The 25155-nt window shown below is 67.3% G+C and carries 21 protein-coding genes; 10 read left to right on the top strand and 11 right to left on the bottom strand.

All coding sequences use genetic code 11. The features are described 5' to 3' along the window. Window positions 1-26: 26 nt before the first annotated feature. Window positions 27-1583 (bottom strand): glutamine-hydrolyzing GMP synthase, encoded by a 1557-nt coding sequence (guaA, locus tag ACN0WF_RS17795; RefSeq protein WP_417774114.1) that lies wholly within the window; start codon window positions 1581-1583, stop codon window positions 27-29. Between the two features lie 223 nt (window positions 1584-1806). Here guaA and ACN0WF_RS17790 point away from each other — a divergent pair, with 223 nt between their 5' ends. Then, complete coding sequence (locus ACN0WF_RS17790) at window positions 1807-2979, top strand: tetratricopeptide repeat protein (RefSeq protein WP_417774113.1); 1173 nt, start codon at window positions 1807-1809, stop codon at window positions 2977-2979. A gap of 103 nt (window positions 2980-3082) precedes the next feature. Here ACN0WF_RS17790 and paaE read toward each other — a convergent pair whose 3' ends face one another. The 8 genes from paaE to ACN0WF_RS17750 form a co-directional block, all read right to left on the bottom strand. Next, complete coding sequence (paaE, locus tag ACN0WF_RS17785) at window positions 3083-4162, bottom strand: 1,2-phenylacetyl-CoA epoxidase subunit PaaE (RefSeq protein ID WP_417774112.1); 1080 nt, start codon at window positions 4160-4162, stop codon at window positions 3083-3085. 61 nt (window positions 4163-4223) lie between these two features. Continuing rightward, window positions 4224-4739: a 1,2-phenylacetyl-CoA epoxidase subunit PaaD gene (gene paaD, locus ACN0WF_RS17780; protein ID WP_417774111.1), complete on the bottom strand. Its 516-nt coding sequence runs from the start codon at window positions 4737-4739 to the stop codon at window positions 4224-4226. Between the two features lie 3 nt (window positions 4740-4742). Then, window positions 4743-5495, bottom strand: coding sequence for a 1,2-phenylacetyl-CoA epoxidase subunit PaaC (paaC, locus tag ACN0WF_RS17775; protein ID WP_417774110.1), 753 nt, complete (start codon window positions 5493-5495; stop codon window positions 4743-4745). 20 nt (window positions 5496-5515) lie between these two features. Next, entirely contained in the window at window positions 5516-5803 is a 288-nt protein-coding gene (gene paaB / locus ACN0WF_RS17770; RefSeq protein WP_417774109.1) for a 1,2-phenylacetyl-CoA epoxidase subunit PaaB, read from the bottom strand. A gap of 131 nt (window positions 5804-5934) precedes the next feature. Next, entirely contained in the window at window positions 5935-6936 is a 1002-nt protein-coding gene (gene paaA, locus ACN0WF_RS17765) for a 1,2-phenylacetyl-CoA epoxidase subunit PaaA (RefSeq protein ID WP_417774108.1), read from the bottom strand. A 228-nt stretch (window positions 6937-7164) separates the two neighbouring features. Next, the gene (locus tag ACN0WF_RS17760) at window positions 7165-8064 is read right to left on the bottom strand and encodes a PaaX family transcriptional regulator C-terminal domain-containing protein (RefSeq protein WP_417774107.1); all 900 of its coding nucleotides are present in this window, start codon (window positions 8062-8064) and stop codon (window positions 7165-7167) included. Window positions 8065-8077: 13 nt separating this feature from the next. Continuing rightward, window positions 8078-8989: an allantoinase PuuE gene (gene puuE / locus ACN0WF_RS17755; protein ID WP_417774106.1), complete on the bottom strand. Its 912-nt coding sequence runs from the start codon at window positions 8987-8989 to the stop codon at window positions 8078-8080. Window positions 8990-9110: 121 nt separating this feature from the next. Further along, window positions 9111-9539 (bottom strand): hypothetical protein, encoded by a 429-nt coding sequence (locus tag ACN0WF_RS17750; RefSeq protein ID WP_417774105.1) that lies wholly within the window; start codon window positions 9537-9539, stop codon window positions 9111-9113. Window positions 9540-9779: 240 nt separating this feature from the next. Between ACN0WF_RS17750 and ACN0WF_RS17745 the strand changes: the two genes are divergently transcribed. Genes ACN0WF_RS17745 through ACN0WF_RS17735 form a run of 3 tightly spaced genes read left to right on the top strand, consistent with a single transcriptional unit; the run spans window position 9780 to window position 15039 of the window. Next, window positions 9780-10334 carry a PadR family transcriptional regulator gene (locus ACN0WF_RS17745; RefSeq protein WP_417774104.1) on the top strand — a complete coding sequence of 185 codons (555 nt, stop codon included), beginning with the start codon at window positions 9780-9782 and terminating at the stop codon, window positions 10332-10334. Window positions 10335-10357: 23 nt separating this feature from the next. Further along, on the top strand, window positions 10358-11461 hold the full coding sequence (locus tag ACN0WF_RS17740) for an efflux RND transporter periplasmic adaptor subunit (RefSeq protein WP_417774103.1): 1104 nt from the start codon (window positions 10358-10360) through the stop codon (window positions 11459-11461). After that, window positions 11458-15039 (top strand): efflux RND transporter permease subunit, encoded by a 3582-nt coding sequence (locus tag ACN0WF_RS17735; protein WP_417774102.1) that lies wholly within the window; start codon window positions 11458-11460, stop codon window positions 15037-15039. The genes ACN0WF_RS17740 and ACN0WF_RS17735 overlap by 4 nt, the downstream gene beginning before the upstream one ends. Before the next feature lie 107 nt (window positions 15040-15146). Here the strand turns inward: ACN0WF_RS17735 and ACN0WF_RS17730 are convergent, their stop codons facing one another. Further along, complete coding sequence (locus ACN0WF_RS17730) at window positions 15147-15743, bottom strand: TIGR00730 family Rossman fold protein (RefSeq protein ID WP_417774101.1); 597 nt, start codon at window positions 15741-15743, stop codon at window positions 15147-15149. 175 nt (window positions 15744-15918) lie between these two features. Here ACN0WF_RS17730 and ACN0WF_RS17725 point away from each other — a divergent pair, with 175 nt between their 5' ends. From ACN0WF_RS17725 to pssA, 6 genes are all read left to right on the top strand, one after another. Further along, window positions 15919-17382, top strand: a complete 1464-nt coding sequence (locus ACN0WF_RS17725; RefSeq protein WP_417774100.1) for a LysM peptidoglycan-binding domain-containing protein — start codon at window positions 15919-15921, stop codon at window positions 17380-17382. A gap of 284 nt (window positions 17383-17666) precedes the next feature. Continuing rightward, the gene (locus ACN0WF_RS17720) at window positions 17667-19817 is read left to right on the top strand and encodes a TonB-dependent receptor domain-containing protein (protein WP_417774099.1); all 2151 of its coding nucleotides are present in this window, start codon (window positions 17667-17669) and stop codon (window positions 19815-19817) included. Window positions 19818-20051: 234 nt separating this feature from the next. Then, window positions 20052-20462, top strand: a complete 411-nt coding sequence (locus ACN0WF_RS17715; protein ID WP_417774098.1) for an ArsR/SmtB family transcription factor — start codon at window positions 20052-20054, stop codon at window positions 20460-20462. Continuing rightward, entirely contained in the window at window positions 20459-22405 is a 1947-nt protein-coding gene (locus ACN0WF_RS17710) for an ABCB family ABC transporter ATP-binding protein/permease (RefSeq protein ID WP_417774097.1), read from the top strand. The genes ACN0WF_RS17715 and ACN0WF_RS17710 overlap by 4 nt, the downstream gene beginning before the upstream one ends. A 142-nt stretch (window positions 22406-22547) precedes the next feature. Continuing rightward, window positions 22548-23249 carry a phosphatidylserine decarboxylase gene (locus tag ACN0WF_RS17705; protein ID WP_417774096.1) on the top strand — a complete coding sequence of 234 codons (702 nt, stop codon included), beginning with the start codon at window positions 22548-22550 and terminating at the stop codon, window positions 23247-23249. 10 nt (window positions 23250-23259) lie between these two features. Next, window positions 23260-24150 carry a CDP-diacylglycerol--serine O-phosphatidyltransferase gene (gene pssA / locus ACN0WF_RS17700; RefSeq protein ID WP_417774095.1) on the top strand — a complete coding sequence of 297 codons (891 nt, stop codon included), beginning with the start codon at window positions 23260-23262 and terminating at the stop codon, window positions 24148-24150. A 53-nt stretch (window positions 24151-24203) separates the two neighbouring features. Here pssA and rarD read toward each other — a convergent pair whose 3' ends face one another. Next, window positions 24204-25127: an EamA family transporter RarD gene (rarD, locus tag ACN0WF_RS17695; RefSeq protein WP_417774094.1), complete on the bottom strand. Its 924-nt coding sequence runs from the start codon at window positions 25125-25127 to the stop codon at window positions 24204-24206. Between the last annotated feature and the right edge of the window lie 28 nt (window positions 25128-25155).

Here is a 25155-nt window from a genome sequence, read left to right as displayed (position 1 = left end):
TCGCGATAGCCCAAAATGGCCCCGAATCATTCCCACTCAATTGTTCCCGGGGGCTTGGAGGTGATGTCGTAGGTGACGCGGTTGATGCCCTCGACCTCGTTGATGATCCGCGTTGCGGTCTCGCCGAGGAACTCGTGGGTGAAGGGATAATAGTCCGCCGTCATGCCGTCGACAGACGTCACCGCGCGCAGCGCGCAGGCGTAGTCATAGGTGCGGTAGTCGCCCATGACGCCGACGGTGCGCACCGGCAGGATCGCCACGAAGGCCTGCCAGATCTCGTCGTAGAGACCGTGCTTGCGGATCTGGTCGATGTAGACGGCATCCGCCTTGCGCAGGATGTCGAGCTTGTCGCGGGTGATCTCTCCGGGGCAGCGGATGGCAAGCCCCGGTCCTGGAAAGGGATGGCGACCGATGAAGCTTTCCGGCAAGCCAAGCTCGCGGCCAAGCGCGCGCACCTCGTCCTTGAACAGCTCGCGCAGTGGCTCGACGAGCTTCAGGCCCATCTTCTCGGGCAAGCCGCCGACATTGTGATGGCTCTTGATCGTCACCGAGGGGCCGCCGGAGAAGCTGACGCTCTCGATCACGTCGGGATAGAGCGTGCCCTGCGCCAGAAACTCGGCGCCCTCGATCGCGTTGGCATGCTTCTGGAACACGTCGATGAAGAGCTTGCCGATGGTCTTGCGCTTGGTCTCCGGGTCCGAGACCCCCTCGAGCGCGCCAAGGAAGAGCTCCTGCTCGTCGGCGTGGATCAGCGGGATGTTGTAGTTGTCGCGGAACATCGACACGACCTCGTCCACCTCGCCCAGGCGCAGCAGCCCGTGGTCGACGAAGACGCAGGTGAGCTGGTCGCCGATCGCCTCGTGGATCAGCACTGCCGCGACAGAACTGTCGACACCGCCGGACAGGCCGCAGATGACCTTCTTGTCGCCGACCTGCTCGCGGATCTTGCGGATCGCCTCCTCGCGATACGCGCCCATGGTCCAGTCGCCGGTGAAGCCGGCCAGCCTGACGAAGTTCTCGTAGAGCTTGCGACCGTTCGGCGTATGGTGGACCTCGGGATGAAACTGCACGGCGTAGAAGTCGCGCGTGAGATCAGCGGTGATCGCGAAGGGCGCATTGGGCGAGGTTCCGAAAACCTCGAAGCCCGGCGCCAGCGCGCTGACGTGATCGCCGTGGCTCATCCACACCTGCTCGCGCTCGCCTTCGAACCAGCCTTCGAGAAGCGCGATGCGCGCCTCGGAGGGCTTGACATAGGCCCGGCCGAATTCGGCCGTGTTGTGCCCGCGCTCCACCTTGCCACCCAGGCAGTGCATCATCACCTGCTGGCCGTAGCAGATGCCGAGGATCGGCACGCCGAGCCCGAAGACGCTTTCCGGCGGCATCGGCGCGCCGTCGGCGAAGACCGAATTGGGACCGCCGGAGAAGATCACGGCCTTCGGCGCGAAGTCGGCCAGGAAGGCATCCGTGACGTTCTGGAACGGATGAATTTCACAGTAGACGTTCAATTCGCGCAGGCGACGGGCGATGAGCTGCGTGACCTGGGAGCCGAAGTCGATGATGAGGAGGCGATCATGCTGGGTCATGGCTCGCTTCTAGCGGAGGCATTGACGGATTTGAACCGAAATTTCACGCGCCGCCGCGCCTTGGCCGCAATGGCGATAAAGCCTGCGGATAGGTGGCAGGAGAACCATTGCAGGCTTTGACCCGGAACGGCAAGCCTCCTACGCTTGAAGCGCGGAAGGCTGTGCGAGTCGGACCTGGTCCCTCCCCTGGCCCGTGGCCGCAGAAAAAGGAGCCCTTCGAGGCATGGCCCCTCCCCCCGATACAGTCGGAACCGAAGAAGCGCTCGCCGAGGCGATCGCGCTCGAGGCCGCAGGCGAGCCGGAATCGGCATTGCGCATCTATCTGGCGCTTGCCGCCCGCGACCCGCACGACGCGGACGCGAACTACCGGGCCGGCACCGCGCTGATGCGACGCGGCGATCTGGACGACGCCGTCACCCTGTTGCGCCGGGTCGTATTCTCGCGCCCCGACCACGCGCCGGCGCGCGCCAACCTGGGCAACGCGCTGCTGCTGCTCGGCCGCGACGAACAGGCCCGCGAGGCCTTCATCGCCGTGCTAAAGAACGATCCCGACAACCGCAACGCCCTTTACGGCCTCGCGACGATCCTGATCCGCCTCGGCCGCCATGCGGAGGCGCAGAAGCTCTCCGCCCGGCTGCTCGCCGCCCTGCCCGACAGCGCCGCCGCGCTGACCCTGGATGCCGATGCACGCGGCTCCACCGGCGACGCCTCCGCCGTCGCCCAGTATCGTCACGCGCTGCGGCTCGACCCGGACTACCTCCCCGCGCTGAAAGGGCTTGCCGGGCTGCTCTTCCACCAGGGCCGCACGGCCGATGCCGAGGCCCACGTCCGCCACGCCCTGCGACGCGCGCCGGCGGATGTGGAAACGCGCGCCCTGCTCGGCTCCATCCTGCTTGCCCGCGAGGACTGGCCCGGCGCGCTCGATGCGCTCGGTTCCGCTCACGAGCACGACCCGGACAATCCGGAACATCTCGTCAACATGAGCCTCGCCTGCCGGCGCGCCGGCGATGTGGCGGGTGCGCTCGCCCATGCCCGCGACGCCTGGCAGGTCGACGGCGGGAACAAGGCCGCCGCCAATGCGCTCGGCGCCGCGCTGGCAGCCGCCGGTGCCGGCATCCAGGCCCGCGAGGTGCTCATGGCCGGCGGCAAGGCCGACCATGTCCCCGCCGGCGTCTGGCGCGATGTCGACGCCCTGGTCGTCCACCTGCGCGAGACCCAGGCGCGCGCCGTGGAGGAGCGGGCCCGCGCCCATGCCGCCTCCGAGGAGGACCACAGCGCGCCGCAATCTTCGGCACCCCAGGCTCTCGACGCCGGCGACACCGGCCCGGCTCCGACCACCACGCCGGCGGAGCCCGACGACGAACCCGATACGCTTCCGCTCTTCCCCGAGCACTGAAGCCAGGCGACACGACACGAAAACGGCGGGATCTCTCCCGCCGTTCTTTTTTCCGGGCCGACCATGGCCGCCCCGGCATGGGCCGGCTTGGCGCGGGCCAAACTCACATGGCGTCGAAGTCGAGCACCACCTTCTCGCTCACCGGGCGCGACTGGCAGGTCAGCACGAAGCCCGCCTCCACTTCCCAGGGCTCCAGCGAGTAGTTGACGGCCATGTCGACCTCGCCTTCCTCCACCTTGGCGCGGCAGGTGCAGCACATGCCGCCCTTGCAGGAGTAAGGCGCCTCGACGCCGGCGCGCAGCGCCGCGTCGATGATCGTCTCGCCGCGCGCCACCGGCACGCTGATGCGGGTTCCGTCGATGACAAGATCGGCGACCGCGGCATGGTCCGTCGCGGAGCTGTCGCGCGCCGGCTTGGGCGCATGCGGCGCGGAGCCGTCGGCGGGCGTGAAGAACTCGCGGTGAATGCGCGCCTCGTCGAGGCCGAGTTCGGCGAGTGCCCGCGTTGCCGTCTCGATCATCTCACCAGGACCGCAGAGGAAGATGCCGTCGGCCTCGCGCGCCGGCACCACATGGCTGAGCAGCACCTTGAGCTTCTCCTCGTCCAGGCGGCCGGAGAGCATCTCCACGTCCTGAGCCTCACGCGAAAGCACGTGAAAGACGCCGAACCGCGCCGGAAACAGGTCCTTCAGGTTCTCGATCTCTTCCTTGAAGATGATGCTCTGCGAGGTCTTGTTGCCGTAGAAGAGGTAGAATTCGCTCTCCGCCTCACGGGTCAGAACGGTGCGGATCATGGCCAGCACCGGGGTGATTCCGGAGCCGGCGGCGATCGCCACCAGCGTCCGCCGGCCGCCCTCGTGCCGGGGCAGAATGAAGCGGCCGGACGGCGTCATGACATCGATCTCGTCGCCGGGCTGCACATTCTCGTTGGCGAAGCAGGAGAAGGCGCCGCCGTCGATCTTCTTCACCGCGACACGCAGTTCGCCGTCATCCTCGCCGGCGCAGATCGAATAGGAGCGGCGCACGTCCGCGCCGTCGATGACCGTGCGCAGCGTCAGATACTGGCCGGCGGAAAAGCGATAGGCATCGCGCAGGCTCTCGGGGACCTCGAAGGAGATCGAAACCGCCTCGGCGGTCTCTTTCTTCACGTCCTTGACCTTCAGCGCATGGAAACGCGGCGACATGCGGGTACCTCCCAGTTAGCGGGTCTGGTAGCGGGCGAACGGAGATCCCCGTCCGGCGCCGTCAATGGCATTTGAAATAATCGAACGGCTCGGCGCAGGCGCGGCAGCGCCAGAGCGCCTTGCAGGCGGTCGAGCCGAATTCGGAGACCTTCTGCGTGTCGAGCGAGCCGCATTGCGGACAGGCGACCTCGTCGTCGCCGAAAAGCGCGCGGCGCGAGGCCTTGCCGGCCGGCGGGGCGATGCCGTAGGCGCGCAGCTTCTCGCGCGCCTCCTCGCTCAGCCAGTCCGTGGTCCAGGCCGGAGACAGCACCGTGTTGATCCTCACCGACGCGAAACCCGCCTTGAGAAGCGCGGCCTCGATGTCGAAGGTGAAGACGGCCATCGCCGGACACCCCGTGTAGGTCGGCGTGATGTCGACCTCGACCGCGCCGTCCTCGCCCACCCGCACGTCGCGGAGAACGCCGAGATCGGCGATTGTCAGGACCGGCACTTCCGGGTCGGGAACCTCGGCCGCCACGTCCCAGGCGCGCTTGCGCGTGAGGGCGGCAGCCAGATCATGCGTCTCGGCCGGGCTCATGGCTCACCACCTGAGGCCGGGATAGGCCCGCTGCATGTACTGCATCTCGGTCAGCAGATGGCCGAAGCTCTCCGAATGCCGGCCGCCGCGTCCGCCCGTCTGCATCCAGCCTTCCGGCGGCATGCGCAGCACGGCCTGGTCGAGAACATCGCGGATCGTCGAATGCCATTCATCGCGGATCGACGCCGGATCGACGGCGATCCCCTCGGCGATGAGCCGGGTCACGGCCTCGTCCGCCTCGAACAGCTCGCCGGTGTAGGGCCACAGCGTGTCGATCGCTTCCTGCATCCGCGCGGCGCTCTCCTGCGTGCCGTCGCCCAGGCGGATCGTCCATTCGCTCGAGTGGCGCAGGTGATACGTCGCCTCCTTCTCCGCCTTGGCGGCGATGGCGGCGAGCGTCGCGTCCTTCGAGCCCGTCAGCTTGCGCCAGAACGGCAGCATGAAGGCGGAGAAGAAAAGCTGGCGCGCGATCGTATGGGCGAAGTCGCCGTTCGGCTGCTCGACCAGCAGGCAGTTGCCGAACTCGCGCTCCTTGCGCAGGAAGCAGAGTTGGTCCTCATCGCGCCCCTCGCCCTCGACCTCGCCGGCGTAGGTGTAGAGCGTGCGGGCCTGGCCGATGTGGTCGAGCGCCACATTGGCAAGACCGATGTCTTCCTCGAGCGTCGGCGCGTGGCCGCACCATTCTCCGAGGCGCTGGCCCAGGATCGCCGCGTCGTCGGCCAGCCGGAGCGTGTAGGTGAAAAGATCGATGGTCATCGCCTTGTCCTCCGCCCCGCTCACATGTTGCCGACTTCTTCGGGGATCTCATAGAAGGTGGGATGCCGGTAGATCTTCGAGGCGGTCGGCTCGAACAGCTCGTCCTTCTGCGAGGGATCGGAGGCGACGATCTCGCTGGAGGGCACCACCCAGATCGACAGGCCCTCGCCGCGCCGCGTGTAGACATCGCGCGCCGCCTGTAGCGCCATTTCGGAGTCCGCCGCATGCACCGAGCCGCAATGGCGGTGCGCCATGCCCGTGCGCGAGCGGATGAAGACTTCCCAGAGCGGAGTGGTTTTCTCGGTCATCTGCGTTTCTCCCTCAAGCCGGCGGCGGGCGCATGCGCCCTGCCCCGACCGGCCTTGTCTGTTCTTGAAAGCAAGCAATTCGCGGCCGCGGCACCGTGCCCGCGCGCCGCGGAAGATCCCTCGCCGCGACCCTATTCGGCCGCGTGGCGTGCCGCCTCGCGTCGTGCCCGGCGCTTCTCAGCGTGGGCAAGGGCTGCCTCGCGCACCCAGGCTCCGGCCGCATCGGCCTTTTGGCGCGCGGCCAGCCGCTCGCGGTTGCACGGGCCGTCACCGGCGATCACCCGGTTGAATTCGTCCCAGTCGATCTCGCCATACTCCCAGTGCCCGGTCTCCTCATTGAGCCTGAGATCCGCGTCCGGAATCGTCAGTCCGAGGTAGTGGGCCTGCGGCACCGTGGCATCGATGAACTTCTGCCGCAGCTCGTCGTTGGTGAAGCGCTTGATCTTCCAGGCCATCGACTGGGCCGAGTGCTTCGAATGGGTGTCGGAGGGACCGAACATCATCAGCGACGGCCACCACCAGCGGTTCAGCGCGTCCTGCACCATCTCCTTCTGCTCCTCGGAGGAGCGGCACATCTCCAGCAGCAGCTCGTAGCCCTGACGCTGGTGGAAGCTCTCTTCCTTGCAGACGCGGATCATGGCGCGCGAATAGGGGCCGTAGGAACAGCGGCACAGCGGGATCTGGTTCATGATCGCCGCGCCATCGACCAGCCAGCCGACCGCGCCGATGTCGGCCCAGGTCAGCGTCGGATAGTTGAAGATGGAGGAATACTTGGCCTTGCCCGACAGGAGCTGCCCGGTCAGTTCCTCGCGCGAGACGCCAAGCGTCTCCGCGGCGGAATAGAGGTAGAGGCCATGGCCGCCCTCGTCCTGCACCTTGGCAAGCAGCGCCGCCTTGCGCTTGAGGCTCGGCGCGCGGGTAATCCAGTTTCCTTCGGGCAGCATGCCGACGATCTCGGAATGGGCATGCTGGGAGATCTGGCGCACCAGCGTCTTGCGATACGCCTCCGGCATCCAGTCGTTCGGCTCGATCTTCTCTTCCGCGTCGACGCGCGCCTGGAAGGCCGCGACGCGCTCCGCGTCCTCGACCGCCGTCGCTTCCGTGTCACGGGCGTTCAGTGCCTGGGTATACATCGTGCTGGGCCTCCTCGATCCGACCTTGCCGCGCGGAACCACCGCGTCGCGGGGCGATGTGGGGCGGCGGGACACAGGTCCCCGTCCACCGCCGGACACATCTTCCCCTCCGACGCTCCACTCCGTCCACGTCGGAACGAAGAGATTATACGTGACGAATATTACAAGTTTCAATCATTTTTCGTCACACATTACGATGCAGCGCGGTAACGATATGAAATCCTGAATTTAATCGGAAAAGCGCGCGGCCTCGTCCTGGCCCGCCGGCGGCATGTCGCCGTCGCGCCCGCGCCCGTTGGCGGCAATCCAGCGCTCCGAGGCCGGCCGCAGCAGAGCATAGAGCCGGGCGGTGAGCGCGCGCGCCGCATCGCCCGGCCAGTCGCCGGGCAACAGGTCGTCGGACAGCATCGGATCGCGCAGGATCAGCCGGCGAAACGCATGGATCAGCAAGACGCGCGCCACCACCGCCGCGTCGTCGGACAGGGTTTCACCCCGCTCCAGCGCCTCCGCCAGCGGCGTGAAGTCGCGCAGGAAACCGTGGTAGCGCCCGGCGAGCGGCGCGAGATCGAAGGCGCGCGCGACAAGATCCCGCGGCGAGCCGCTGGCGAGTGTGGCGTCGAGATGCACCAGCCCCTTCGCCCCCGGACCGCCCAGCGGCGGGCTCTCCGTGGTGCCGACGAGCACCATCGGGCCCAGCGCCCCGTAGCCGGACTTGAGGGCCGCGTCGCGCAGCGCCAGGCGCTCCTCGCCCTCGGGCAGCACGACCAGCCTGAGACGCGGCGCGCCACCAGCCCTGTGGCGGCGATAGACCCGCGCCAGAGCCGGCCCGAACGCCCGCCGGCCCTCGTCCGACAGCGCGTAATAGCTCAGCCGCCCGACCTTCGCCCGATCGAGCCACCCGTCGCGGGCAAGGCGCGACAGCGCGGCGCGCACCGCCGCCGCGTCGATCCGCATCAGGCTCAGAAGTTCCTGCAGGCTGCCCGCCCAGATGTCGCCGCCACGCGGGGCGACCACATCGCCGAAGATGGTGACGATGAGCGACCAGACCCGGAGCGGCGGCCTTGCGTGAAACCCCTCGACAAGCGTCGCGACGACGGCGCGCGCCTCACCACCGCCAGACGCAACCATTTCCGCCACCGCCTCACCCCTTGGCGTGGTGGGCATGCCAGTGCCAGGCGATGTCGATGCGCCGCGCCAGCCAGGCCTTCTCGTGGCCGGCGACATAATCGAGGAAGCGGGCGAGCGCCGCCGCGCGTCCCGGACGCCCGGCAAGCCGGCAGTGCAGGCCGACGGACATCATCTTCGGCGCACCCTCCTCTCCTTCGGCATAGAGCGTGTCGAAGGTGTCCTTGAGGTAGGTGAAGAACTGGTCGCCCGAATTGAAGCCCTGCGGGGTGGCGAAGCGCATGTCGTTGGCATCGAGCGTGTAGGGGATGACGAGATGCGGGCCGGACGGCCCCTCCTCCCAATAGGGAAGGTCGTCGGCATAGCTGTCGGCGTCATAGAGGAAACCGCCCTCCTCCATGACCAGCTCGCGGGTGAACTCCGAGGTGCGCCCGGTGTACCAGCCAAGCGGACGCGAACCGGTGACCTCCTCGTGGATGCGGATCGCCTCGGCCATGTGCCGGCGCTCGTCCTCGCGGGAAAAGTCCTTGTAGTCGATCCATTTCAACCCGTGCGAGGCGATCTCCCAGCCGGCCTCGTTCATCGCCGCGACGGCATCCGGGTTGCGCTGAAGCGCGGTGGCGACGCCATAGACCGTGACGGGAATGGAGCGGGCGGTAAACATCCGCCACAGCCGCCAGAAGCCGGCGCGTGAGCCGTACTCGTAAATCGATTCCATGCTCATGTGCCGCTGGCGCGGCCAGGCGGTCGCGCCGATCATCTCCGACAGGAACGCTTCGGAATGACTGTCGCCATGGAGGATGGCGTTTTCTCCGCCCTCCTCGTAGTTGATGACGAACTGCACGGCGATGTTGGCGCCGTTCGGCCATTGCGGATCGGGCGTCTCGCGCCCGTAGCCGATGAGGTCGCGCGGATAGATATCGCTCATGTCGAGGGGTCCCGCCTGGTCACATGGCCTGTGCCCGGCCGGTTCGCTCCGGCGGGCTGTTCAAGGCTGCGAGGAAACCCAAATCGTCGCGCCGATGCAAGACTTTCCGGCGAACGCCCGTCTAGCGGCGCGCCCGCCCCTCGGCGCGCACGGGCACGCGGACCGGCACAAGCTCCGGTGCGAAGGCCTCCGACGACCGCGCGAAAAGACGCCGCCCCCGGCCCTTGCCCGCACCGTCGTCGCTCTCCGGCAGCGACATCACGGCCGCGCCCATGGCGGCCGAACACAGGGTCACCATCAGGCCGAAAAGCAGCACCAGAATCGGCAGCCAGGGCTCGGGCGAATTGACGATCAGGCTACGCAAGCCGCCGGTATCGAACCAGAGCAGGCCCGAAAGCACGAGCACGGCGGCAAAGGCGCCGATGAGCCAGTTGATCGCAAGGAGCCGAAACAACGGCGAGGCGGCAAGCCCCCTGAGACCGACCGGGCCGATCTTCGTTGCAGCAGCATCCCCGGCTTCGCGTCCGTCCGTCACCCGTTCGTCCGACATGTATCAGGCCTCCATTCGCGCGCTTCTCACACTGCATCGTGCCGCGAGTCCCGGCGCGCGTCCACGTGGTCAAATGGCGCATGCGGTGTCCGGATCAATATCCACACCTTCGAGCCACGAACGGGCTTGCGTTTCATTGTCCCGGCCCCATATTGCCGCCATATATCGAGATGATATATTCAGCAAGAAAACGTCGGCAGCTTTGGCCGATGCGCGAAAAAACGGGGGCCGGGCCACCAGATGAGCGTCAGGACGCTTTGCCTCGCCATTCTCGAGCGCGAGGACGCGACGGGATACGAGATCCGCAAGATGTCGACGGAGGGCAAGTTCCGCTATTTCGTCGAGGCCAGCTTCGGATCGATCTACCCCACCCTCGCGCGGCTCGAGAGCGAGGGTCTCGTCACCGTGCGCGAGGAGCGCCAATCGGGCAAACCGACCCGCAAGGTCTACTCCATCACCGACGCCGGCCGGGCCGAGTTCGTCCGCGCGCTCTGCGAACCGCCGGCGCCCGACACATTTCGCTCGCCATTCCTTCTTGTCGCCATGTGCGCCGACATCGTCGGCCCGCAGGTGATCGGGCGGGCAATCGACTTGCGTATCAAATCCCTGCGCGAGGAAGCCGCTTTTCTCGACGCCACCGCTCAGGAGACCGGGGGCCATGCGCCGACCGGCTTCATAATCGACTACGGACGTCATTGTATCGCAGCCGATCTCGGGTTTCTTGAGGCGAACAGACAGATTCTCGAAGACATCGCCCGCGACGCCGGACCGGCGGTAGCCCAGGCGGCAGAATAGACGCTGCTCCGGAGAACCAACGAATGAAGATCCGCTTCTCCCACGTCCTCGCACTCGCCCTGACCGCAGGCGTCGCAGTGTGGATGGGCACGGGCTCTTACATCGAGGGCGGTCACGCCGGCTCGCCCGAAGCGACGCCGCCGCCCGCCGCCCGCCAGACCGAAGCCGACGAGACGCCCTTCCGCGTCTCGGTGCGCGAGATCGCGGCCGAGCCCCGCACCTCCACCCTGGTGATACGGGGACGGACAGAGGCGGAGGCAACCGTCGAGGTGCGCGCGGAAACGACAGGCCGCGTCACCGAACGACCGGTCAGCGAGGGGCAGAGCGTCACCCGGGGCGACACGCTTTGCGTGCTCGACGCCGGTGCGCGCAGGGCCGGCGTCGCCGAGGCCGAGGCGGGGCTCGCCCAGGCCGAGCTTGACCATTCCGCCGCCATCCAGCTCAAGGACAAGGGCTTTACCGCCCAGACCCGCGTCGCCGCGCTCAAGGCCCAGATGGACGCGGCACAGGCCCGCCTCGAGGAGGCGCGGCTGGAGCTTTCGCGCATCGACATCAAGGCGCCGATCGCCGGTGTCGTCGTGACGCCGCTCGCCGAGGTCGGCACCATGCTGTCGGCCGGACAGGCCTGTGCCAAGCTGATCGACAACAATCCGATGCTGATGATCGGCCAGGTCTCGGAACGCGAGGTCGGCGCGCTGAACCGTGGCGACAAGGCCAGCATCATGCTCGTGTCGGGCGAGGCGGTCGACGGCGCGATCCGCTACATCTCGCCAACGGCGGATGCGGCGACGCGGACCTTCCGCATCGAGATCGAGATGAACAACGACGATGGCATGATCCGCGACGGCCTGACGGCGGATGCACGCATCCCCCTCACCTCCCGCCCGGCCCACCACCTGAGTTCGGGCATCCTGACGCTCGATGACGACGGAACGATCGGCGTGCGCGCGGTCGGTGAGGACAACCGCGTGACCTTCCTGCCGGTCACGCTGCTCGGCGGCGACGACGACGGCGTCTGGGTTTCCGGCCTGCCGGAGACCGTGCGGGTGATCGTCACCGGCCAGGACTACGTGGTCGAGGGACAGACCGTCGATCCGGTGCTCGAAGCCGAGGAGGCCAGGGGATGATTTCCGCTCTCGAGGACGTCCTTCGCCGCCCGCGAACCGTCGTCACCTTGATGATCGTCATGGTGATCGCCGGCCTTTTCGCCTACATCACCATTCCCAAGGAAGCCGACCCGGACATCGACATTCCCGTCTTCTATGTCTCGGTGACCCAGCAGGGCATCTCGCCCGAGGACGCCGAGCGGCTGCTCGCGCGCCCCATGGAAACCGCGCTTCGCGGCCTCGACGGCCTCAAGGAGATCACCTCGATCTCCGCTGAAAGCCACCTCGGCGTGATCCTCGAGTTCGACATTTCCTTCGACAAGGACAAGGCGCTCGCCGATGTCCGCGACAAGGTCGACCAGGCCAAAGCGAAGCTGCCCGCCGAGGCGGACGAGCCGACCATCACCGAGACCAATTTCGCGCTGACGCCGACGATCTACGTGGCCCTTTCGGGCGACGTTCCGGAGCGCACGCTCTACCAGCATGCGCGCAAGCTGAAGGACGTGGTCGAGGCGGTTCCGACCGTGCTCGAGGCCGAGCTTTCCGGCCACCGCGAGGAGCTGCTCGAGGTCGTTATCGACAGCATGAAGCTGGAGTCCTACCAGGTCACCCAGCAGGAGCTGCTCTCCTCCCTCACCAACAACAACCAGCTCGTTCCCGCCGGCTTCATCGACAGCGGCAACGGCCGCTTCAACGTCAAGGTGCCCGGCCTCGTCGAAGATGCCGCGGACGTCTATTCCCTGCCGATCAAGCAGAACGGCGAGGGCGTGGTTACCCTCGGCGACATCGCCGAGGTGCGCCGCACCTTCAAGGACGCGTCCGGCTACACACGGGTCAACGGCCGACCTGCGATCACCCTCAACGTCGTCAAGCGCAAGGGCACCAACGTCATCGAGAACAACGCCGCGGTGCGCGCGGCGGTCGAGAGCGTGACGAAGGACTGGCCGGACGCCATCAAGATCGACTTCCTGATCGACAAGTCGACCAGCATCTTCGAGATCCTCGGCTCGCTCCAGTCATCGATCCTGACCGCGATCTTCCTGGTGATGATCCTGATCATCTGGTCGCTGGGGCCGAAGTCGGCGATCCTCGTCGGCATCTCGATCCCGACCTCCTTCCTGGTCGGCTTCCTGATCCTGTCGACACTCGGCATGACCGTGAACACGATGGTGATGTTCGGCCTGGTGCTCACCGTCGGCATGCTCGTCGACGGCGCCATCGTCATGGTCGAATACGCCGACCGCAAGATCGCCGAGGGCATGCCGACGCAGGAGGCCTATATCCGCGCCTCCAAGCTGATGTTCTGGCCGATCGTCTCCTCCACGGCGACGACGCTCGCCGCCTTCCTGCCGATGCTCATGTGGCCGGGCGTCGCGGGCGAGTTCATGAGCTATCTGCCGCTGATGGTGGTGATCGTGCTCTCCGCCTCGCTGCTGACGGCGCTCGTCTTCCTGCCGGTCTCCGGCGCGGTGCTCTCCGGACTGATCGCCTGGACCGCCCGCCACGCCGAAGTGCTGCTGGCGCTGGTCGCCGGGCTCGCGGTCGCTGTCGTCGCCGCCATGGCGATCGGCGGCTGGGCGGGGCTTGCGGCGGGGCTCGTCGCCGGCATCGCCATCGGCCTTGTCGTGCACCGCGCCGTGCGGCCGCTCGTGGCGTGGTCGCGCCGGCGCGCCGCCCGCAATGCCGCCGAGGAGCAGGCCAGCGCGCTCCTTCTTTCCGCCGAGGAGAAATTCGACCCGGCGAAGGTCCGCGGCGTTACCGGGCTCTACGTGCGCGCGCTCGCCTTCTGCGCCGGCACGCGCCTTGGCAACGTGGTGACGCTCGCGAGCCTCGTGGTGCTGTGCACCGGCATTCTCTTCTTCTTCATGTCGCGCAACCAGGGCGTCGAGTTCTTCATCGAGGACGAGCCGGACGTCGCCGTCGTCTCCGTTTCGGCACGCGGCAACCTGTCGGCCAGCGAGGCGCTCAAGCTCGTTTCCAGTGTCGAGCACGAGGTGCTGCAGGTCGCGGGCGTCGACAATGTCGTCATGGCCGTCAACATCGGCAGCAGCTCCGGCGGCGGCATGATGGGAGGCAGCCAGGACAAGCGCTCCGACGTCATCGGCGACCTGACGCTCGAGCTCGACGACTATTGCTGCCGGCGCAAGTGGAACGCGCTTGCCGAGGAGATCCGCGAGCGGACCGCCTCCATCCCCGGCATCATCGTCGAGGCGAAGAAGATCGAGGGCGGGCCGCCAACCGGCAAGGACCTGCGCCTGCAGGTCACTGCGTCGAACTACAAGACCCTGGTCGAAACCGTCGACAAGGTGCGCCGCCACGTCGACACGATGGAGAGCCTGCGCGACCGCGAGGACAGCCGCCCGCTGCCTGGCATCGAGTGGCAGATCACCATCGACCGCGAGCAGGCCGGCCGCTTCCAGGCCAGCATCGGCTCGGTTGGCTCCATGGTGCAGCTCGTCACCAACGGCGTGCTGATCGGCAAGTACCGGCCGGACGACTCCGAGGACGAGGTGGACATTCGCGTGCGCCTGCCGGCCGGGGAGCGCACGCTCGACCGCTTCGACAGCCTGCGCCTGCAGACACCGCTCGGCCAGGTTCCGCTCTCGAACTTCATCGACCGCGCGCCGCAGCAGAAGGTGACCTCGATCACCCGCCGCGACGGCCTGTACGCGATGGACATCAAGGCCAACGTGGTGACCAGCGACACGATCACCACCGCGGAAGGCGTCACCCGCGCACTCACCGCCAACGACAAGGTGGCCGAGCTCGATGGCTGGCTGAAGCAACAGAGCTGGCCGGACAGCATCGCCTTCCGCTTCCGCGGCGCGGACGAGGATCAGAAGGAGTCGGGCGAGTTCCTGATGAAGGCGATGGTCGGGTCGCTGTTCCTGATGTTCATCATCCTGGTGACCCAGTTCAACAGCTTCTACCAGACCACCCTCACCCTCTCGACGGTGGTGATGTCGGTGTTCGGCGTGCTGCTCGGCATGGCTCTTACCATGCAGAAGTTCTCCATCGTGATGACGGGAACGGGCATCGTCGCTCTGGCCGGCATCGTCGTGAACAACGCCATCGTGCTGATCGACACCTACAACCGCTTCCGCGAGGACGGACTGGAGCCGGTCGAGGCGGTGCTCAAGACCTCGGCGCAGCGCATCCGGCCGGTCATGCTGACCACCACGACCACCATCGCCGGCCTGATCCCGATGGCGACGCAGATCAACTTCGACTTCGTCGAGCGGGTTATCGCCAAGGGTTCGATCACCGCCGTGTGGTGGGTCCAGCTTTCCACCGCGATCATCTCCGGCCTCGCCTTCGCAACGATCCTGACGCTGGTCGTCATTCCGACCATGCTGGCGTTGCCGAGCGTCTGGTTCCCGGCGCGCAAGACCGGGGCGGCGGACGCGCAGACGGGTGACGACGAGGCGCGAGCCGACGCCGATACGGCGCCCTCCCCCTCGACCCCGCCCGTCGCCGCCGTCTATGGCGAAGCCGCCGACGGCGAGCCGAAGCCCGCGACGATCACACCGATCACCTCCGCGAAGGCAAAGGCAAAGACGCCGCGACCGCCGGACGGACTGCCGCACGCGGCGGAATGAACCGCCAGAACGCAAAAGCCCCGCGGAACATTCCGCGGGGCTTTCTTCTTTTCAGATCCGGCTTCTTTTCAGATCCGGCTTCTTTCCGGCGCCGGGTTTCGGCCGGTTCAGAGCCGTTCGAGATCGGCAACACCGGTTCCGCTGCGCTCCTCGGCGACCGCACCGCGCAGCGTTGGAATGATGTCCTCGACCCGCGTGGCGACCCGGTAGTCGACCTCGAAGCCAGGGCGGATGAAGCCTTCGCCGCGCATGTGCGACAGGAGGTCCACCAACGGCCGCCAGAAGCCGCCGATATCGGCCAGCACCACCGGTTTGGAATGCCGCCCGAGCTGCCCCCAGGTCAGCACCTCGACGACCTCCTCCAGCGTGCCGATGCCGCCGGGCAGCGCCACGAAGCCGTCGGCCCGGTCGAACATGGCCTGCTTGCGCTCGTGCATGTCCTGGGTGACGACGGTTTCGGTGAGCGTCGGCATCATCACCTCGCGCTCCTCGAGGAACCGCGGAATGATGCCGGTGACGCGGCCGCCGGCCTCCAGCGCCGCCCCCGCGACCGCGCCCATCAGGCCGATCGACCCGCCACCGTAGACCAGGCCGAGGCCCTCCCCGGCAATCTGCCGGCCAAGGCGCGTGGCCGCGTCCATGTACTCGGGCGTGGCGCCGACGCCGGTGCCGCAATAGACGCAAATCGTTTTCAGTGTACTCATGTTTTTCTGTTTGGCACCGGGTCGAACGGCGGTCAAGCCGGCAGGAGAACGCCCCGAGCGCAAGAGCGGCTTGCTTGCCGGTATGACCAATAGAGTATAACCATTCGCTGGATTGCGGGGGCCGGTGACACATATGGTGTTTCGACGGCGGGAATCGCGGGGAGCACGATCCGACATGTCGCGGAAATTGGTCATTCAACTTGTCGTTCTGGCCGCCATCGTCGGCATTGCCGGCCTGGGCGTTGGCATCTGGCGCGAGCGACAGGATGCCGGCAGGACCACCGTGACGGCGCAAGGCTCGAACACCGCTCCCCCCTCGAAAACAGCCGCCCCCTCGACGGACAAGCCGCAGACAACCGCCAAGGCTCCCGCCGGCGACGACACGGCTGCGAGCGACACCGTCGGCGCCCGGGCCGATGCGTCCGCGCCCGAAAGCACGACCGCCGCGCCGACCCCGGATGACGGCGTTCCGAGCTTCGACCTGATGCGCGTCGAACCGGACGGCTCGACCGTGGTCGCCGGCCGGGCGGAAGCCGGCTCCATCGTCGCGCTGCTGTCCAACGGCAAGGTTGTCGGCAAGGGCATCGCCAATGCCGCCGGTGAATTCGCCATCGTTCTCGACACGCCGCTCGACCCGGGCGCGCATGCGGTCACGCTGGAAACCCTCGACAAGAACGGCAAGGCGCTGCGGAGCTCACAGCAGTCCATGGCCGTCTCGGTTCCCGATGACGCCAGCTCCGGCGAAGTGCTCGTCATGCTCAACGAGCCGGGCGCGCCGTCCATGATCCTGCAGAAGCCCGAGGCACCGGCCGGCGGCGAAGCGGAAACGCAGGTTGCCGCCGCCGACCCGGCGCGGGCATCCACCGCTCCCGCCTCCTCGGCCGGCACGGAGGCGCGCGGCACCGACACGGCGTCCGCCCCCGCCGGCGACGACAAGGGCTCCCCGGCTGCGGAGGCCCCGGCCGACAAAGGCGGCAGCGACCCGGGTCCCGCATCCGCCGGGACGGCCACCGCAGATGCCGCCGACACGACCGCGCGGCCCGATACGGATGCGGCGCAGACCGCCCCCGCCCCCGCCGACGGCGTTGCCCCCGCTTCGGTTGACGCACCGCAGGTGACTGTCGACGCGGTCGAGACCGAGGACGAAAAGGTCTTCATCGCCGGCGCCGGCAAGCCTGGCTCGGATGTGCGCGTCTATCTCGACAACAAGCTCGTCGGCGAGGCGAAGACCGACACCAAGGGCCGCTGGCTGATGGAGGCCGAGAGCAAGGTCGACCCGGGCAAGGTCGACGTGCGCGCCGATCAGGTCGCCACCGGCGACGGATCGGTGACCGCGCGTGCCGAGGTCACCTTCGAGAAGGCCGAGGAACAGGTGGTCCTGCGGCCGCTCGACGCCAGCGGAACGGCCGGCGGATCTGCCGGCGCCAGCGGCTCGGCAAGCGCGCGCCGGATCCCCAGTGTCATCATTCGCACCGGCGACAACCTTTGGACCATCTCCCAGCGCCGCTACGGCGAGGGCCTGCGCTACACCACGATCTATCAGGCCAACAAGGACCAGATTCGCAATCCGGACCTGATCTACCCCGGCCAGGTGTTCATGATGCCGGAAGGCGACCGGAACTGGCCGCCGGCGAACTGAGGGAGCCGACAGCTTCCGCATGTCCCGGCTCGCCGCCGAGCCAACCGACCGGGTGAGGTGCCTGCGCCTCACCCGCTTTTCGTTGCGGCACCCTTCTCTCACGCAACGCCATGAATTTCTTTGAAGTTTCCTTCATCAGAAAACTTGACTCTTAAATTCATGTTAATATTGTGGCGGCCAGCGGGCGCAGCGAACACGCGCGCCCAGCGAGCCAGCATGAATGCCGCAGCACGTCTGCCTCCACGCTTGCCAGCAAAACTCCCCACGCAATACTGGAGGCTCTCGTGAGCAGGACAGATGACCGCGGCCGCCCGGCCGCGACAGCCGTGGCGTGCCTTGCCGCCGCCCTTGCCTTTCCCATGGCCGCGTTCGCGCAGGACGCCGCCGCCGATTCCACCACCGGATCCGGCCCTGCCCGAACCGCGACGCGGCTGAAGCCCATCCAGATTACCGGCGATGACGTCGACGTCTACAACCAGCCCGAGGCCGGCAGCTACGTGGACGGGGCGCGACTGGAGGAAGCCTACGCCGGCGACGTCAACGAGGCGCTGCGCTCCTTCGCCGGCACCTTCACCCGCCAGTCGAGCGACCAGCCCGGCATCACCCCCAACATCCGGGGTCTGCAGGGCTTCGGGCGCGTCAATTCGATGATCGACGGCGTGCCGCAAACCCTCACGAACCTCTCCGGCCATGGCGGCACCTTCGACAATTTCGTCTATCTCGACCCGAACCTGCTTGCCGGCATCGACGTCGCGCGCGGGTCCGTCGCCGGAGCCGAGGGCATGGGCGCGCTCGCCGGCGCGGTCAACTTCCGCACCCTCGACCCGGAGGACCTGCTGTCGGAAGGCAAGAACGTCGGCGCCAAGACCATGTGGCGCGTGGGAACCAACGACTACGGCTGGTCCGGCATGCTCGCCGGCGCGGTACGGGCCGACATGGGCGATGGCGGCGACATCAGCATGATCGGAGCCTTCTCGCTCAGCGAGTTCGGCCACTACGACAACGGCAGCGGCCAAGCGGTTCCCTTCGACCCCTCCAACATGCCGAAATCCGGCCTGTTCAAGGTGAAGTTCGAACCCAATTCCTCCCACAGCCTGAAGCTCGGCGGCATCTGGTACCACAACAGCTTCTTCGTGCAGAGCGGCGGCTACGACTGGACGACCGACAACCAGACCTATACCGCCAACTACCGTTTCACGCCCGACAACACCTGGGCGGACCTGTCGATCAACGCCTACCGCAACATCACCGACCTTGCCTTCGACGGGACCGGCGGCGTCTTCTCCGGCCGTCGCGGCACGCAGACCGGCACCGGCGCCAACATCCAGAACATCTCGCGCGTCGACCTGGGCGCGCTCGGCCTGCGCTTCAGATACGGCTTTTCCTTCTCCCATGACGACTACGAGGGCAACGACCAGCGCGGCGCCAATCCGGACGGCACGCTGATCAAGACCGACACTTTCATGCGCGCGACCGCCTCCTACGGCATTTTCGATCTGACCGCCGGCCTGAGCTACGACACCTGGAACCTGGAAGGCGTGCGCGACTACGATGCGCCGGGCACCGGAAGCTGCCCGCCGGGCGGGCCGAACTGCGTCGCCGAGAGGACCTCGCGCTCCGGCGGCGAGTGGAACCCGAGCGTCGAGCTCTCCGCCCGTCCCCTCGACTGGCTGCAGCTCTACGCCTCCTACGCCCGCACCTACCGCGCGCCGACCGCCTCGGAGATGTTCTATCCCGGCGGCCACAATTTCACCGGCAACGGCGATCCGATCCAGGGCAACATCAATCTTCAGCCCGAGGTCATGTGGGGCCTGAACATCGGCGCCAACATCACCGCGTCGAACCTGTTTCTGGAAAACGACCGGTTTCGCCTGAAGCTCGGCTACTTCAACAACCGGGTCGACGACTACATCACCTATGCCCAGACCCAGTGGCCGACCGACGTCTATCCGGTGCCGCGCTGGGTCAACCTGCCGGGCATCACCCGCATGCAGGGCTTCGAGCTGGAAGGCGGCTACGATGCGGGCTTCGCCTATGCCAACGTCTCGCTGACGCTCAGCGACACCAAGCAGCCGCTGCCCTATCAGGCCGGCATCGGCACCGACGTCGGCCGCCTGCCCGACGACTTCGCCACCGTCGACATCGGCGCCCGCTTCTTCGACCGCAAGCTCACGGTCGGCGGCCGGATGAACTATGTCGGCGACAGCGTCCAGGTGTTCTTCGACGAGAACAACTCCCTGCCGATGGACAGCTACGTCCTCTTCGACCTCTACGGCTCCTGGGAATGGCGCGACAACGCCAAGCTCTTCGTCAACATCGAGAACCTGACGGACAAGTCCTACATGGCCGCCAACAGCGGCTTCGCCGAGGCCTACAATTCTCTCGACACCGGGCGCGGGCGAACCTTCATTCTCGGTGCCAGCATGACGTTCTGACCAAGACGTCCGCCTGGTCTCGCCGACCCAATGTGAGCGCGCGAGACCGACCGGCACCCATCGTTCCACACGCAACTTCAGGCGCCCTTCGGGGCGCCTTTTTTTCGGGCATCAAGGTCTTTTTGCTGTCGGTTCGGGCTGCCTCGCGGCGGAGAAACGCCCCCGCCCCCTTGCCAGCCGGGCGCGGGACGCCTATGAGCGTAATCATCGTAATTTTACGATGAATGGGCACACATGACGACCAGACCGACCGCCGCGCCGGAGGCATCTCCCTTGAGCTGTCGCGACACGGATCCCTCCCGCGACGACCCCGCCGCCGTCTTCAAGGCACTCGCCCACCCCGTGCGGGTGGAAATCGTTTCGGCGCTCGCCTGCTGTGCCGGCGCCTGCTGCGGCGACATCGTGCGCGGCCTGCCGCTTGCCCAGTCCACCGTTTCCCAGCACCTCTCGGTCCTGCGCGCCGCCGGCCTTGTCGTCATGCGCGACGAGGGCCGCTCCTGTCGCTATGTGCTCGCCGACGACGCCCGCGCGCGGATCGAGACCGCGATTGCCGGGCTCTTTGGACGCGGTGAGCAGGATTGCCTCCACCCGCTTCAGGTCAACGCACAGGCCCGCTCCCGCGCCTGTCGAAAGGACAACGCATGACGAGCCGCCGCTCCGGCATCGCCCCCCGGCCGAGCAAGATCTCGGCCGAGGAAGCCTCCATGTTTCACACCCTGCGCCAGCTCTGGCCCTACATCTGGCCCGGCGACCGGCCCGACCTGAAGAGCCGCGTCGGCCTTGCCGTGATCGCGCTCGTCATCGCCAAGATCGTGACGGTGTTCTCGCCCTATTTCTTCAAGTGGGCGACCGACGCGCTGACCGGCGGCGGGGCGGCAACGGCTGCCGGCGAGGCCGCCACGCCCGGCTTTCTGCCAGCCTGGCTTGTCGCCCCGGTGATGCTCGTCGTCGCCTACAATGTCGCCCGCGTCCTCTTCGTCGGCTTCAACCAGCTTCGCGACGCGCTTTTTGCCCGCGTCGGCCAGCATGCGGTGCGCCGCCTCGCCTTCCTGACCTTCCGCCACATGCACGCCCTGTCGCTGCGTTTCCATCTGGCGCGGCGAACCGGCGGCCTGTCGCGGGTCATCGAGCGCGGCGTCAAGGGCATCGAGAACATCGTCCGCTTCACCATCCTCAACGGCATTCCCACCTTCCTGGAATTCGCCGTGATGGCCGGCGTCATCTGGTACCAGTTCGGCTTCGTTTACGTCCTCGTCGTCGCGGCGATGATCGTTGCCTACACCTGGTTCACGATCCAGACCTCCAACTGGCGCATCGCCATCCGCCGCGAAATGAACGACAGCGACACGGAGGCCAACTCCAAGGCCATCGACAGCCTGCTCAACTTCGAGACGGTCAAATATTTCGGCAACGAGGAGATGGAGGCGGAGCGCTTCGACCGCTCCATGGCTGGCTACGAGCACGCCGCGACCCGCACCTGGACCTCGCTTGCGTGGCTCAACTTCGGCCAGGCCTTCATCCTCGGCATCGGCACCGCCATCTGCATGATCCTCTCGGCCCGCGCCGTCATGGCCGGCACCCAGACGATCGGTGATTTCGTCATGATCAATGCGCTGCTGCTGCAGCTCTCGATCCCGCTCAATTTCATCGGCTTTCTCTACCGCGAGATCCGTCAGGGCCTGACCGACCTGGAGGCGATGTTCGAGCTGCTCTCCCAGCCAGCGGAAATCACCGACCGGACAGACGCGCAACCGCTTCGCATCGAGGGCGGCACCGTGCGCTTCGAGGATGTGGTGTTCCACTACGACGCCAACCGGCCCATCCTGAAGGGCATCTCCTTCGAGGTGCCGGCCGGGCGCACCGTCGCCATCGTCGGTCCCTCGGGCGCGGGCAAGTCCACCGTCTCGCGCCTGCTCTTCCGCTTCTACGACGTGACCGGCGGGCGCATCACCATCGACGGGCAGGATCTGCGCGACGTCACCCAGGCCTCGCTGCGCGCCGCCACCGGAATGGTTCCCCAGGACACCGTCCTGTTCAACGACACCATCGCCTACAACATCCGCTATGGCCGTCCCGACGCGAGCGAGGCGGAGGTGATCGAGGCGGCGCGCATGGCCCAGATCGCCGGGTTCATCGAGACCCTGCCGGACGGATTCGACACAGAGGTCGGCGAGCGCGGCCTGAAGCTCTCGGGTGGCGAGAAGCAGCGCGTGGCCATTGCCCGCACCATCCTCAAGGCGCCGCCGATCCTGATCCTCGACGAGGCAACCTCGGCGCTCGACACCCACACCGAACGCGAGATCCAGGCCGCGCTCGACCAGGTGTCGCGCAACCGCACCACCGTCGTCATCGCCCATCGTCTTTCGACGGTGGTCAATGCCGAGGAAATTCTGGTGCTGGAAAAGGGCCGCATCGTCGAGCGCGGCCGCCATCAGGACCTGCTCGCGCAGGAAGGTCTCTATGCGTCCATGTGGGCGCGCCAGCAGGAGGCGAGCGAGGCGGAGGAGCGCCTGCGCGCCGCCACCGCGGATGATTCCGGCTTCGTGCTGCGCGGCCCGCGCGCCGGCGAGGAGGTTGCCGGGACGTAGCACGGCACGGCCCGCGCGCCATGCGGCGGCGGGCCACATCACCATACGGATTGATTTTGACGTGCGGTCCGGTGCACAAGGGGCTGAAATTCCGCGCTGCGGGCGCAATCGCGCTGCGGCCTTGCCAGACGGACGGACCTCCATGTCGCTGACCGATACCATCGCCAAGACGATCGTACCCATTCACCGCGAGGGCTGGCCCTTCGTCGCCATCGCCGGTGCGGCGACGCTGGTTCTCGGCTGGTTCGCCCAGCCGCTGTTCTGGATCGGCCTCATCCTGACGGCCTGGGTCTGCTACTTCTTCCGTGACCCCGCCCGCGTCACGCCCATCGACGACGACCTCGTGGTCTCGCCCGCCGACGGCACCGTCTGCCAGATCGGACAGGCGGTTCCCCCGGCCGAGCTCGACCTCGGCAGCCAGCCGATGATGCGCGTGTGCATCTTCATGAACGTGTTCAACTGCCACGTGAACCGCGCGCCCATCGGCGGCCGGGTCGTGCGCATCGCCTATCGCGCCGGCAAGTTCCTCAACGCCGAATCCGACAAGGCCAGCGCCGAGAACGAGCGCAACGGCCTGGTGATCGAGAGCGGCGAGACGCGCATCGGCGTCGTCCAGATCGCCGGTCTGGTGGCGCGCCGGATCGTCTGCTTCGTCAACGAGGGCGAGAACGTCGGCGCCGGCGAGCGCTTCGGCCTGATCCGCTTCGGCTCGCGCCTCGACGTCTACCTGCCCGAGGGCGCCTCGGTGAAGGTCGCCATCGGCCAGACCATGATCGCCGGCGAGTCCGTCGTCGCCGACCTCACCGGCGCCGGCGATCCGCTCCTGCTCACGCGCGTAAGCTGAAACGGATCCCATGTCGGCACCCTTCGCCCCCTACGACCCAGGCCCCACACGCCGCCGCCGCGGCCGTGCGCCCCGTTTTCGCAGGGTGCCACTGCGCCTGATCCTGCCCAATCTGGTGACCCTGCTGGCGCTCTGCTCCGGCCTCACCGCCATCCGCATGGCGCTTGAGTCGCGCTGGGACTTCGCCATCGGCGCCATCGTCATCGCCGCCGTCCTCGATGCGCTCGACGGCCGCGTCGCGCGCCTTCTCAAGGGCACGTCGAAATTCGGCGCCGAGCTCGACTCGCTCGCCGATTTCGTCAATTTCGGCGTTGCCCCGGCGCTCATCCTCTATTCCTGGATACTCCAGGAGGTGCGATCCATCGGCTGGATCGCGGCGCTGGTCTTCGCCATTTCCGCCGCCCTTCGCCTTGCCCGCTTCAACGTCTCCATCGACGATCCGGACAAGCCCGCCTGGGCGGTGCATTTCTTCACCGGTGTTCCCGCCCCGGCGGGTGCGCTGGTCGTGCTCTTCCCGGTCTACCTGGAGTTCGTCGGCATTCTGCCGCACTGGCCGGAGCTTGCGCCCGTCATCGCGCTCTATGTGGTCGCCATCGCGCTGCTGATGGTCAGCCGCCTGCCGACCTTCTCCGGCAAGAAGCTCGGCTCGCGGGTGCGCCGCGATCTGGTGCTGCCGCTCTTCGTCGCCGCCGTGCTGGTGGTCGCCCTTCTCGTCAGCTACCCGTTCGAGATGCTGGCGATCGGCACCACCGGCTATCTCATCTCCATCCCGGCCGCCTGGCACTGGCACGCCCGCTATGCCTCCGGCGCCATCGGAGCCGAGGAGAGCGAGGACGAGGCGGCCGAAACCGACACCGACCTTGATCACCTCGGCGACCCGGACAAGAGCGACGCCGGCTGAACCGCGCTCGGGGCGAATCACTGCGCGGCAGCCGGGCCCAGCAACGCGGTCTTCTACCGCGCCCGGCGCGCCTTGCGGCCCCGGTTCAGCGCGTCGACGGTGAAGATCGCCAGCGACACCCAGATGAGCCCGAAGGTCGCGAGCCGGATCGCGCTGATCGTCTCGCCGTAGATGTAGAGCGCCAGGAAAAGCTGGATCGTCGGGGCGATGTACTGGAGCAGGCCGACCACGGTGAGCGGCAGGCGGCGCGCGCCGGCGGCGAAAAGCGCCAGCGGAACGGCCGTGACCGCGCCGGTGCCGACAAGCAGCAGCAGCAGCCCCGGATCGCCGAGGAAGGTCACGTCCATTCCCTCCCCCACGCCCATGAAGACCAGATAGGCAATGGCGAAGGGCGACAGCAGGATCGCCTCGACCATCAGCCCGGGCGACGCGCCGACGGCGACCGTCTTGCGAAGATAGCCGTAGACCGCGAAGGAGACGGCCAGCGCCAGCGACACCCAGGGCACGTTGCCGATCGCCACCGCCTGCACGCCGACGGCAAAGGTGGCGATGGCGATGGCCACCCACTGGGCGCGCGAGAGCTGCTCCTTGAGAACAATGAGGCCGATGGCGACGGAGACCAGCGGATTGGCGAAATAGCCGAAGCTGATTTCCAGGATCTTGCCCTGTTCCACGGCGAAGATGAAGACGAGCCAGTTGACCGAGATCGCGGTCGCCGACAGCGCCAGCTTTCCCGCCGTTGCCGGGTCGCGCAGGATCGCGCCGACCTCGCCGAGCCGGCCGCGCAGACCGAGGAAAATACCGAGCGACACCACCGACCAGACGATGCGATGCGCCACCACCACGTCGGCGGGAACCGACGCGGTGAACTTGTAGTAGGCCGGCAGGAAGCCCCAGAGAAGGAAGGCGGAAAGGCCGAGCGCGAGCCCGAGGCGCCGCTCCGCGTCGTCCGCCGCGCGCGCCGTTACGTTTGACATGTTGTCCGTCCGATGCCCCGGCACGGGC

The sequence above is a fragment of the Stappia sp. genome, assembly GCF_048268045.1.
In the GTDB taxonomy this organism is placed as follows: domain Bacteria; phylum Pseudomonadota; class Alphaproteobacteria; order Rhizobiales; family Stappiaceae; genus Stappia.
This window is presented reverse-complemented; position numbering and strand designations above follow the sequence as displayed.